An 11,758-nucleotide genomic window follows, 5' to 3' on the forward strand; every position below is an offset into this window, starting at 1 on the left:
TCCATCGTCGCCTATCGCGTGACGTTGGGTGTAAAGACCCCTGATCTGCCGGTGCCTAAAACGCCGCGAGCAGCTGATTCGAATCGGCAACCGCGCCGAACACTCCGCCCTGCATGGTCACCATCTTGAGCGCGGCCACGTGATTTCCGGGATCGGTCGCGCCCGTGCAGTCCGACAGGATGAGGCATTCGAAACCGCGATCGTTGGCTTCACGCATGGTGGTGTGCACGCAGACGTCTGTCGTGATGCCCGTCAGCACGATGTATCGAATGCCGCGGGTGCGTAACACCAAATCGAGGTCGGTCGCATAGAACGCCCCCTTGCCGGGTTTGTCGATGACGGGCTCGCCCGGCAGCGGGGCGACCTCCGGCACGATCTGCCACCCCGGCTCCCCCTGCACCAGGATTCGTCCGCAGGGTCCCGCCACACCGATCTCCGCGCCGATCCTGGCCGAGCGCCACCGCTTGTTGGCCGGAAGGTCGGACAGGTCCGGCCGATGGCCCTCACGGGTATGGATAACGGTCATGCCGGCCGCGCGCGCCGCCGCGAGTACACGGGCCGTCGGTGCCAGCCCCGCCCGCGTCAGCGACAGGTCATACCCCATGGTGTCGACATATCCGCCGGGGCCGCAGAAATCGACCTGCCAGTCGATGCACAGTACCGCGGTGTGTTCGGGGTCCACGGGACCGTCGAACGGCCACGAATACGGTTGCGCATCGACCTGTCGCGTCATACCGCCGCTCCCTGCTGAACGGTGCGTCGCGCCGCGATGTAGACCAGCGCAGCGGTGCCGATTCCCACGAGAGCATCCGAAAGCTGTGGCGCCCACAGGTGCGCGGCCAACGCCGACACCGCACCCGCCCCCCATGCCCCGAAGGATTCCCACCGAACGTCCGATTCGCGCACACCCATTCCGTATCTCGGCAGCACCAACTGATCGAGGATCAGCACCGTCCCGATGGGCGGGACCACAACACCCAACAGGGTCAGCCACTGCTCGAAATGCGACCACACCCCAAGCACCGCCAACAACACCCCCACTGCGCCCAGCAGCACCGCAAGCAATCGCATCTTGTGGCCGGTGAGCTGGCTCCACCCGACCGCGCCGTTGTACAGGCAATGCGTGCACACCGATCCCAGGTTGACGAAGACGAATGCGATGGATACCGGCACCAGCCAGCCACCCGCATCGATCAGCGCACCGAGGAAGTTGCCACCGTCTGTCGCGGGGGCACGGGCAGCACCCAGGGCCACGATCATGCCGCCGATCACCATCGCGATGCTGTTACCCAGTGGGAAGGCCGCGAACGACGCCCAAAAGCCTTGTCGCCCATTGCGTGACCATCGCGTGAAGTCCGCGGTCATGGTCCCCGAATCGATGAAGCAGGCGACCACCAACGTCACCGCGGCTCCCATGCTCATCGCGGCCGAGCCCGCTGCCCCGCCGTACCCAAAGGCATCTGACAGCGTCGAATTCCGCAGGGCCAGAACAATTGCCGCCCCACCAAGCAGCAGATACAACGGAGCGGCGACGAGACCGATCAGCGATAGCGCCCGGATGCCGACCAGCGTCACCGCCACATAGCCGATACCCGCGGCAAGAGCAGTCCACCGCGCGTCCCATCCGGCGCTGCCTGCCAACACCGAGCCGGTGAGACCCGTCTGAAACGCGAACCAGCCGATCACCACGGTCGCCAGGAACGCGCAGACCACGCGGTATCCGCGTCGCCCGAACGTCCCGATCGCGGTGAGCGCGAAGTTCTTTCCGGTCTTACCGGCCAGGTAGCTCAAGGCGCCCACATAGCCGGTCAGCACCGCATTCCCCAATGCGATCGCCAACATGCCGCGCCAGAATCCCACCGAGTAGACGATGAGACCGCCGAACACCGCGCAGGTCAGGATCATCGGGAATCCGAGCCACACCGCGCCGACCGAGGTCAGACTTCGGCGCGAATGAGGCGGAACCGGCTCGTTCTCATATTCGGCGGTCCCGGATTCGGGCGCATCTACGGGGATTGCGCCGGCATCTGTTGAGGCAGCGACTTCTGTGGACATCGACGCACAGGATCGTGGCGCGATGTTGCGTCCGCAGTCCGTGCCGGTTACGTGTGCGTGACGACACCCCGCGGTTCCCTAAGACCGGGCCTAGATGTGCGCACCCCAGCCAAAGACCCGTGATGTCAACAGAACGAGGCCCAGCGACACCGCCGCCACCACAACCAAACCGATCACCGCGACCACCAGGGGACGCCAGCCGCTGCGGGCGATCTCCCGGAAGTTGGTGTTCAGTCCGACTCCGGCGAAGGTCAGCAGAAACGCCCATTTGGACACATTGACCAGATTGTTGACCTGCCCCTTGGTCAGCCATCCGAGGGTCACGACGGTGGACACCGCCAGGAACCCGAGAACGAACTTGGGGAACTTGTCCCATACGAAGGCCGCCTTGGCCTTGATCCCAGGCGCGAGGGTCTCGGCCTCACCGCGGGCCGCCCAGTACAACGCGAACCCGAGCACCACGAAGCCGATGAGTGCGTTGCGCGTGGACTTGACGACCGTCGCGATGTCACCGGCATGCTCGGAGTACAGACGCCCGGTGGCCACCGTCTCTGCGGTGTTGTCGACGGCCAGGCCCGCCCATAGGCCGAACTCATAGTCAGTCAGTCCGAGCCCGTGGCCGATCGCCGGAAGGGTGAACAGCGCCACCGCACCCAGCGCCAGGATGGACGCGATGGCATAGCTGACATCCGAATTGCGCGCACGGATGGCGCCCTTGGCCGCGATGATGGCCGACACCCCGCAGATCGAAGTACCGATCGCTAGTAGCGAACCCAGCTTTCCGCTCAGGCCAAACCACTTGGCCGCCAACAGAATGATGGCGCCCGCCACCGTCATGTCGATCAGGATCTGCACCAGGCTGGTGCCGCCCAGTTTGAGGACATCACCCAGCACAAAGCGCGCACCCAGCGCGACGATGCCGATCTTGAGCCAGAATTCGTATGTCTGCACACCCGGGCGGAAGATGCGGTGCAACCCGATGGTGTTGGTGATCAACAGACCGATCACAATGGCCCACAACACATATTCGATATCGGGGACGGTCCAGTGCTGCGCCTTGGCGAGGTCCTTCCACCAAATCTGCGCGTACTTGCCCAGCAAGCCCACACCGATGAGCAGCACGATGCCTGGAACGTAGTCCAGTGGCCGCGTCGAGGTGAAGCTTGCTTCGGGATTTTCGTACGCCTCGTCGGGGTTCTGCGTCTCGGTCTTTGACGTCATCGAGTCACCACGGAATCTTGGGCAGCACATTGGCCACCGCGAGTAGGGCGATCACACCGGCGATGATGGTTGCCCACCAGTCGACGCCGATGCGCGCGATGACGGAGGTTGTGGGCTGGCCCTCGGTAGGTGCCGGGGCGCCGGACTGTTCGTCGGTCACGGACCAGAATCTTCGTGGCGTGCCACCAGGCTCACAAGACATCCGCTCGTATTGAATCGAGGCGGGGCCCGGGATCGAACTTGACACCCGTCAAGTACAGTCGACGGCGCCCGCAGACAATGCCGTCGGAAGGTCTTCGCCCGTGTACCCAGGTACCCACGCCGCCCAGTTCCCCGACAAGCCCGCCGTCGTCATGGCGGGCTCCGGAGCCACCCTCACCTACGGACAATTGGACGAGCAATCCCGGCGGCTGGCCCGGTACTGGTACGACACCGGACTGCGCAAGGGCGATCATGTGGCATTGCTCAGCGACAACGCCCCCGAGGTGTTCGTTGTGTACTGGGCCGCATTGCGTTCGGGCCTATACATCACGTCGGTCAATCACCATCTGGCCCCCGCAGAGGTCAGCTACATCGTCAACGACTCAGGTTCAACAGCACTCGTGGTCGCCGCCGGTGTGTGCGAACAGGCCGTGGCAATTCTCGACGATATTCCGGCGGTCACGCAGCGTCTCGCGTTCGGCGGCGAGGTACCCGGGTACGGCTCATACGAGGACGCCCTGGCCGGCGCCGCCGACGAACCACTGCCCTCGCAGCCCGCGGGATCGGACATGCTGTATTCCTCGGGAACCACCGGACGCCCCAAAGGCATCAAGGTTCCCCTCATGGATCGGCAGGTCGACGAACCAAATCCGTTCGCGATGCTCTTCGCTCATCTCTACGGATTCAACGCCGACACCGTGTACCTGTCGCCAGCACCGATCTATCACGCCGCGCCCTTGCGGTTCTGCGGCTTTGTGCAGTCGATGGGCGGCACCGCCGTGGTGATGGAACGCTTCGACGCCGATGACGCCTTGGCGGCTATCGAGAAGTACCGAATCACCCACAGCCAATGGGTACCCACAATGTTCGTGCGAATGCTCAAGCTGCCCAAGGAAACCCGGCTGCGGCACGACACTTCGTCTTTGAAGGTCGCGATCCATGCCGCCGCGCCATGCCCGGTCGAGGTGAAGCATTCGATGATCGACTGGTGGGGCCCGATCCTCTACGAGTACTACTCCTCGACCGAAGGCAACGGCGTCACCTTCATCGACTGCGCGAACTGGCTCAAGCGACCGGGCTCTGTCGGCAGCCCGGCACTGGGCGTGCTGCACATCTGCGATGAGGAAGGTACAGAGCTGCCGACCGGCGAGGCCGGGCTGGTGTACTTCGAACGCGAGGAACGACCCTTCACCTATCACAATGACGACGAAAAAACCCGCAGCGCTTGCCATCCCGAGCATGACACCTGGACGACGACGGGCGATATCGGATACGTCGACGACGATGGATTCCTCTTTCTGACCGACCGCAAGGCATTCATGATCATCTCCGGCGGCGTCAACATCTACCCTCAGGAGATCGAGAACTCCCTGGCACTACACCCCCAGGTGCTGGACGTCGCGGTGATCGGAGTGCCCGATGCCGAGATGGGCGAGGCGGTCAAGGCCGTGGTGCAACCCGCCGACCCGTCTGCCGACCAGGACGCACTGGTCGCCGAGCTGACGGAATTCCTACGCGAGCGCATCGCCCGATACAAAGTTCCCCGCACCTTTGACTTCACCGACACCCTTCCGCGCACCCCCACCGGTAAGCTGGCCAAAGGACTTTTGCGCCAAAAGTATTGGGAAGGGGCTCGATGAGAACGGTGGCCGCAATCTGCATTGCCGGGGGGCTGCTCGCAGGGTGCTCGACACCCGCCACCCAAGAAGGGCCGTCAAGCCCATCGAGTGCAACCGTTCCGGTGATCCAACCGGGCGTCATGCCCCAGCTGGTCGGCTTGCAGTGGACCGACGTGAAGCCGGTGCTGCGCAAGCTGGGCCGGGTGAGCGTCGCGACCAAAGAGGTCCCCGTGGATGATTCCCATCAGAAATCCCGGATCATCGCGCAAGATCCCGCCGCCGGAACACATCTTGAACCGGGCGCGAAGATCACCTTGACTTTCGGGATCTAAAGCCTAGCAACACTATTCAAACGCTCCTGGGGTTGACCCCGTCGGAGTGAATCTGCGGTCCAACACGCGCGCCAATAGGGTGCCGTGCTGACCTCGTCCCACATCGTGAGCCCGAGTTCACGCCGCCCTCCTCTGGCATCTGCGTCCTTGACACCACCGCACCCATTGCAATGCTCATAGCATTCACATACTGTCAGCATTTGAATGCATCGAGTTCACTCATTGAGGAGGATCATGGCCACCTATCCAGATCGCCCCGTCGCCGGTTCCCGGATCGTCATCACCGGTGCCACCAATGGGATCGGCAAGGAAATTGCCCGTGCGCTGGTGCGGCGCGGGGCGCTGCTCACGCTGGTGGCACGCGACCCCGTCAAGGCAGCCGACACGATCCGGGAGCTGGCGGCCGAGAACGGGGCGATCACCGCGCCGGAGTACATCCAGGCCGACCTCGCCGATCTGGACTCGGTGCGGGCAGCGGCCCGCGAGATCGCCGCGACGCACCCCCGGATCAACACCCTGGTGAACAACGCCGGCATTCATTCCCTGTCGAGCAAGCCCAGCGTGGACGGCTTTGACCTGATGACGGCGACCAACCACCTCGGCCCGTTTCTGCTGACCAACCTGTTGCTGGAGCCGATCATCGCCGCGGATCACGCGCGCATCGTCATCACCGCATCCGAGGCGCACCGATCGTGGCCGCGCATCAACTTGGACCGTTTCGCAGAACCACGCTCCTACAACGCCATTGGCTCCGAGGTCCGGTACGGACAGTCCAAATTGATGAACATCCTGTTCACCCAGGAACTCGCGCGGCGGCTGGAGGGCACCGGGGTGACGGTCAATTGCTTCTGCCCGGGCATGGTCTCGACCGGGCTGGTTCGGGACAGCCGCATCCTCACCGCCGCGGCGGGCCTGGCCTCACGCACACCATTCGTGCGGCGCCCCGATCAGGGAGCCCGGATGGGCATTCGGCTGGTGCTCGATGATGACCTCGCGACAATCAGCGGGCAGTTCTTCACGTCGACCCCGGGTCTGGGCGTACTGCCCGCCGTGCGGATCCGCTCCAACCAGCAGGCACAAGAGGAACTTTGGCAGCGGTCGCGCGAGTTGGTGAACCTGTAGCACCGTGTCTGCGCGGCCACCATCGCTGCCGTCAGGTACAGAGAAGGCATGCGACTGTGGTCCCTACATCCATGCAACCTCGATGCCAAGGGGCTGGTCGCGTGCTGGCGGGAGAGTCTCCTGGCGCAGAAGGTGCTGCAAGGACGCACCCGCGGATACCGCAACCACCCGCAGCTGGAACGGTTCACATCGCTGGCAGAGCCAGTTGCCGCCGTCGGCGCCTACCTGGCGGGCCTCGCCGATGAGGCCGACCAGCGCGGCTATCGGTTCAACCGTGAGCTCATCGGTTTTCCCGCGGCCGCGTTCGAACCATTGATCGACGTGCATCGCGGGCAACTCGCCTACGAACGCTGGCTACTGGACACCAAACTGGCCCAACGCAATCCGGAGCTTCTCGCGACTAACAGTTCCACGCGGCTGCGCCCGCACCCCATCTTTCGCCCGGTACACGGCGACATCGAAAACTGGGAGAAGGTGCTGCCCGCCTACTCCGTGTGAGTTCACGGACAGAAGACACCACCCGGTTCTGCCGCCACACAACCCGGGGCAACATCGGCGTAGGGCACATCACCAAAATTGGCTGTGACGGTGAGCTTCCTGTCTCCGAAAACTGTCTGCTGCACGAGTCGATCCGCAGTGAGCCATTCGAATGCGGACAGTGGTTCAGTACCCGCGGTGTCGCTCAGCTTGGAATAGAACGTCTGCAGGGCCGCTAAATCAGCCCCTTCACGGTCAAGGGTGTCTGTATTCAAGGCATACATCATTGGGGCCAGATTGAGCAGCGCTAAAAGCGCCCGATTCCGCTTCTCGGCAGGGAACTTGTTGAACGGCAGCTCCCACCTATCAGTGCTGACCAATGAGTCGTGAAATACGCTCTCATATAGTGGAATTCGATACTTAGGATTGAACATCGTGTCGTGCAGCACCGGCGGAAGCTGAACTTGCTTGAAGAAGAACTGAGGTCCGTCTTCCCCCCAATACTCTCCCCAGACTCCTTTGTCCCGTTCCAGGGGCCACAGGGCGGAAATGATGGGTGTGCTGGATCCATGACTGAACGCCACGGTGCTCGCGGCCCAGGAACCCACCGTTTCCGAACCCAGCACATACCGCTTGCTAATCTCGTCGAGTCGATTCACGCGGTTACGCCGGTCTTGATCTTGTGTCATCGGGTGGCCCGGTGTGTAGTCATCGAAAGTCATACCGGTCGCGTCGACGTCCACAAAGACACTGTTGGCACCGTTTGCCGTGCGCGAGCGAACCCGCGCTTGCACGAGGTCAGGCATCTGCGCTAGGGCTTGCGAGCTCAGGTAGCAGCCGCGGTCTTGAAATCCGTTGACTGTCTTTCCTTCTGCGGTGTGGACACAGGCATTGGGATAGATGCCCGCCGGCCATCGCGACCCGGGATTATCGATCTCCCCCGCCGGGTCTTGGGCATTGTCAAAGGACACATATGGCCCAATCAGATACCCAGCTTCTTTCGCTGCCTCAACGGCTGCGGAGTTCATCGGCGGGTCCCCATCGTCGTCATACCCAAGCCACATTCGCCGTATCCCCAACGCACGCAGTCTCAGCACTGTTTCAGGTTCACGCCCACCGGCCCACGTGTACGCGTGAAATGCCCCGATCAGCTTTTGTACGTCCGGATTGGCCTTGATTTTGTCGGCCAGGGTGACGAATTTGTTCTGCTCTTGGAGCAGCGTGCGGTAATTCCGTGCTGCGGCGGTGGGCGATCCATCGGTAATCGCCATAGCCACGGCATAGTTCTGGGTGCCGCGGCTCTTGCTGAATGTGTGCGACACCGTGCCCACCAGATTGGAGTCCAGCGTCAGCGTCGAGCCCAGATCCGTGGGCACGACATAGCTGACCCCGGTGCCCACGTAGGAGTAGCCCAAGATTGGCATGGTCAATTCCTGTATGGGATGGTCGCCCACGATACCCACCTCGGGTTTGGTCCAGGTGGGATCGTGAATCGGGATGCTCACGCCGCCCCCGAGCGGCAATTGCAAGTCAGTGGCATCGGCGCCCGTAATGGGCCATGCCAGGTTCTGATCTCGATCACTCGTCACATCGACAACGAGACGGCCATCGCGAGCAGTCGCGGTAAACGTAAATCCGCTGTCTGGATAGCTCCACGTCACCGCACCGCGATCGTCTATCCGGACCGCACTCGGCGCACCGATACGTGTCACGGTCGCCCGTGAAAGCTCCGCCGCTCCGTTCACACGGAGGTCGCGCAGATCCAACCGCAGAACGTCTTCGCCGACAGGGAAAGTGACCACTGTGCCATCACCGGAAATGGTCGGCTTTCTGGAACGCGGACCTGAAGAGACGCACGCTACGGCCGCGATGAGCACGACAACTGCGACAACAAATGCGCCTCCCCGTGCAGCCCCACCACCTGTGGGTGAATCACAGATCATCCTTCTCCCCGCTCGCCACCCAGCACATCGCACACTTCAGGTGGCGCGATTCTTGCCAGATCTACCCGCGACCGAATCTCCAGCTTGCGGTAAATCTGGCGCAGATGGAACCCCACTGTGTGGGCGGAGATAAAGAGCTCCCGCGCGACCTGGCGATTGGTAAGACCTCCAGCGGCCAGCCGCGCCACCTTCTCCTCGGCAATGGTCAGACTTGCCCAACCCGTGGATGCACGCGTGGTGTGACTCCAATGCCGCCGTCGGACACCGAGGTCACGCAGCCGATGCCGAACCCGGGCAGCGTCCCAGTCCGCGCCCAACTCCACGTAAACCGCCATCGCGGCACTGAGTTCAGCTACCGCGGCCGCACGGTCCACTGCTGCCAGCAACACCCCGGCGTCCTCTGTCGCCGAAGCGTGAACCCACGGGTCCGTATATTGGCCCGCAAGGGATTTGACGATAACGGCATCACGGTCCATCAGTGCCCGGCAGTGATCCGCCACTACCGCCAAGAATGGCTGATCCGGGTTCAGCTCGCTGATCATCCGGGAGGTCCGTACTACATCCCGAGCAAAGGATTCGTGGCCGACACTCCGCGCCAGCCGCACACACCAGGCTGCAGACGCAGGGTCCGCGATTATCAGTTCCAGGCTGTCGCCAGCGTCGAGCAGAGCTCGGAAGGCCGTCCCAGGCTCACCGCCGGCCGCACTTACCTGAGCGCGGATCAGGCACCGCAGCCCCCACAACGGATGTTGCTGATCGTGCGGGAGACACTCGTCAAGGCGTTGCACGCAGTCGGATGCCAATCCCAGCTCGCCACGGCGTAGCGCAGTACATGCCAGAAACGCGTGCAGCCACGGAACGGGCAGTTGCATCCGGTAGCGATAACACAAGCTCAACGCATCGGAGCCGTCCACTTCTGCTCCGGCCACATCGCCGCGGGCGAGTCGGCACCATCCACGCAACGACAAATAGACCGGAACCAGCACTTCCGTCCTGCTGGACTCAATAACCCGGCCGAGGGCCTCGATTGCGCTGTCGGCGGCGTCCAATTCCTGCATCCGCAGCAGCATCCACGCCTTCTGCCACAACGGGTAGGAATCAAAGGAGTCCCCAGATTGTCTTTGCCACAGGTCAACCGATTCCTCGATTGCGCACAACGCATCGGAAGCCTTGCCTCGACGCCAGGACACCGTCGCACGTATCGACATCGCCGCCATCGTCATGGAGGCTGGGCATGATGTCGAATCGGACAGGATCCCCTCGGCCGTAGTCTCGACAGACTCGATCTGCGAAAAGAACGAAAGCGCCAGCCGCACCAGCTGGGTACGACGTACAGCACGACCGTCTGCAGGACCTTGTGAATTCGATGCCAGCACAAAAGCTCCGTCCGTCTCTCCGCGCAGTGCCATCGCGGTAATCAGGCCCGCCCGAACCCGGTCAACCATTACGCCGGCTCCCTCCCACGGGTCGCGCATGACCTGCTCAGCGATTTCGGCCGCTCGAGCTAGACTGCCGGACCGAAGCAACCCAACGACCGCAATGCCGGCCATCCTCAGGTGCACACGACTACCCTTGGGCGCCTTCTCCATTCCGCGCAATGCCAAGGTGGCAGCTGACTCAGGCGCAACCGACATCAATCGTTCAGCGATCCGGGCGATGATCCCAGCCGCCTCCGCATCATTCGCGTGTCCATGTAACAAATGCACAGCGGACCTCTCCGTGTGCCCACCGTTTCGTTCGACCAGCATTGCTGCGGCTTGACGATGCAGTAGCGGGACCAAGGGAGCCGGGACGCTCCCCAGCACCGCACGGCGGATCAGATCATGCGGAAAGGCGAAGTCAACCGCTTGAGCAACAATCAAACCAGCGGCCACGGCCTCCGACAGGGGAGCCACCAACTCCGCCGGAGAACATCCGAGCATCTCCGATAAATCTTCCGGACAGAAGACCCGTCCCAAAACGGCCGCCACTTGCAGCGCCTCTCGACTTACTCCCCGCAGCCCAGAAAGTCGATCTGACACCAGAGATGCCAAACATGCTGGTGCCATTATGGTTTCACCGGCGTAAGGATCAGGTTTCTCAGGCTTCAGCTTCGCCACACCGTGATTTGCCTCGATCGCGCCATCCTCTATCAGCCCCTGAATCAGCTGCACCGTGACCTGCGGAGTGGCGTCAAAACACTCGCACAATCTCACCAGATCCTGACTGGGTTCCGCGTCGAGCAGATCACCGACAACTTCGGCAATCGCCGACTCAGATAACGCTCCCAGTGGCTGGAGCCACTCGGCTCGCCCATCTCGGCTCATCGCCTTGAAGAAATACCCGCCGAGATCATCCAAACCTCCTGGCCTGAGCGCAAATTCCCACACCAACGGGACGCCTGCAAACCTATCAACCAAGCCCAACAACGCTTCCACGCTCGGGGTGTCGACCCATTGGAGATCATCGACCGCCACCAAAACCGGCCCCCGCCTGAGCAGATCCTTGATTTGAGACTCGAGCTGACAGGCTCGTGTCATCGAGGACTTCATGACGCGCGGCTTTTCCGGGAGACCATCGATCACCGCGTAGCCGCGGCGGTCGGCCAACAACATTGACTCGAGCAGTAGCCGGCTCTTGCCGCTGCCGACCGGAGACTCCAGCAGAAGTATCTTGCAGCGCCGCGTCTTTGCCGCAACATCCAGTATCTCGACGATGCGCCTTACGTGATCATTACGACCGCGCAACGGCCGCAATGATTGTGAACTCCATCTAACCTTCTCCACCGCAACCTCTTGTCATGGTCAAC

10 protein-coding genes are annotated in these 11,758 nt (G+C 62.6%); 4 read left to right on the top strand and 6 right to left on the bottom strand.

Features of this window, described 5'->3' with window-relative positions:
• Positions 1–55: 55 nt before the first annotated feature.
• From biuH to HBA99_RS17420, 4 genes are all read right to left on the bottom strand, one after another.
• Positions 56–733 carry a biuret amidohydrolase gene (gene biuH / locus HBA99_RS17405; RefSeq protein WP_057967718.1) on the bottom strand — a complete coding sequence of 226 codons (678 nt, stop codon included), beginning with the start codon at positions 731–733 and terminating at the stop codon, positions 56–58.
• Positions 730–2,055 carry a cytosine permease gene (locus tag HBA99_RS17410; protein ID WP_070922442.1) on the bottom strand — a complete coding sequence of 442 codons (1,326 nt, stop codon included), beginning with the start codon at positions 2,053–2,055 and terminating at the stop codon, positions 730–732. Before HBA99_RS17410 ends, biuH begins: the two co-directional genes overlap by 4 nt.
• 90 nt (positions 2,056–2,145) lie before the next feature.
• Positions 2,146–3,276, bottom strand: coding sequence for a YeiH family protein (locus HBA99_RS17415; protein ID WP_070952195.1), 1,131 nt, complete (start codon positions 3,274–3,276; stop codon positions 2,146–2,148).
• 4 nt (positions 3,277–3,280) lie between these two features.
• Positions 3,281–3,436 (bottom strand): hypothetical protein, encoded by a 156-nt coding sequence (locus HBA99_RS17420; protein WP_109491589.1) that lies wholly within the window; start codon positions 3,434–3,436, stop codon positions 3,281–3,283.
• Between the two features lie 142 nt (positions 3,437–3,578).
• Here HBA99_RS17420 and HBA99_RS17425 point away from each other — a divergent pair, with 142 nt between their 5' ends.
• The 4 genes from HBA99_RS17425 (at position 3,579) to HBA99_RS17440 (ending at position 7,048) form a co-directional block, all read left to right on the top strand.
• Positions 3,579–5,117 (top strand): acyl-CoA synthetase, encoded by a 1,539-nt coding sequence (locus HBA99_RS17425; RefSeq protein WP_070952194.1) that lies wholly within the window; start codon positions 3,579–3,581, stop codon positions 5,115–5,117.
• Positions 5,118–5,236: 119 nt separating this feature from the next.
• Positions 5,237–5,428, top strand: a complete 192-nt coding sequence (locus HBA99_RS17430) for a PASTA domain-containing protein (protein ID WP_064410396.1) — start codon at positions 5,237–5,239, stop codon at positions 5,426–5,428.
• A 234-nt stretch (positions 5,429–5,662) separates the two neighbouring features.
• Positions 5,663–6,550 carry an SDR family NAD(P)-dependent oxidoreductase gene (locus tag HBA99_RS17435; RefSeq protein ID WP_070952193.1) on the top strand — a complete coding sequence of 296 codons (888 nt, stop codon included), beginning with the start codon at positions 5,663–5,665 and terminating at the stop codon, positions 6,548–6,550.
• Between the two features lie 48 nt (positions 6,551–6,598).
• Positions 6,599–7,048, top strand: coding sequence for a pyrimidine dimer DNA glycosylase/endonuclease V (locus HBA99_RS17440; RefSeq protein ID WP_057967713.1), 450 nt, complete (start codon positions 6,599–6,601; stop codon positions 7,046–7,048).
• Positions 7,049–7,050: 2 nt separating this feature from the next.
• On the opposite strand, the gene HBA99_RS17445 is transcribed toward HBA99_RS17440, so the two are convergent.
• Positions 7,051–8,829 carry a glycoside hydrolase gene (locus tag HBA99_RS17445; RefSeq protein ID WP_234798082.1) on the bottom strand — a complete coding sequence of 593 codons (1,779 nt, stop codon included), beginning with the start codon at positions 8,827–8,829 and terminating at the stop codon, positions 7,051–7,053.
• Positions 8,830–8,966: 137 nt separating this feature from the next.
• On the bottom strand, positions 8,967–11,696 hold the full coding sequence (locus HBA99_RS17450) for a LuxR C-terminal-related transcriptional regulator (RefSeq protein WP_070922438.1): 2,730 nt from the start codon (positions 11,694–11,696) through the stop codon (positions 8,967–8,969).
• Between the last annotated feature and the right edge of the window lie 62 nt (positions 11,697–11,758).

Source organism: Mycobacteroides chelonae, assembly GCF_016767715.1.
Classification (GTDB): domain Bacteria; phylum Actinomycetota; class Actinomycetes; order Mycobacteriales; family Mycobacteriaceae; genus Mycobacterium; species Mycobacterium gwanakae.

Coding starts and splice junctions, on each gene's coding strand:
- biuH (WP_057967718.1), bottom strand. CDS start 733: ATGACGCGACAGGTCGATGCGCAACCGTATTCGTGGCCGTTCGACGGT.
- HBA99_RS17410 (WP_070922442.1), bottom strand. CDS start 2,055: ATGTCCACAGAAGTCGCTGCCTCAACAGATGCCGGCGCAATCCCCGTA.
- HBA99_RS17415 (WP_070952195.1), bottom strand. CDS start 3,276: ATGACGTCAAAGACCGAGACGCAGAACCCCGACGAGGCGTACGAAAAT.
- HBA99_RS17430 (WP_064410396.1), top strand. CDS start 5,237: ATGCCCCAGCTGGTCGGCTTGCAGTGGACCGACGTGAAGCCGGTGCTG.
- HBA99_RS17435 (WP_070952193.1), top strand. CDS start 5,663: ATGGCCACCTATCCAGATCGCCCCGTCGCCGGTTCCCGGATCGTCATC.
- HBA99_RS17440 (WP_057967713.1), top strand. CDS start 6,599: ATGCGACTGTGGTCCCTACATCCATGCAACCTCGATGCCAAGGGGCTG.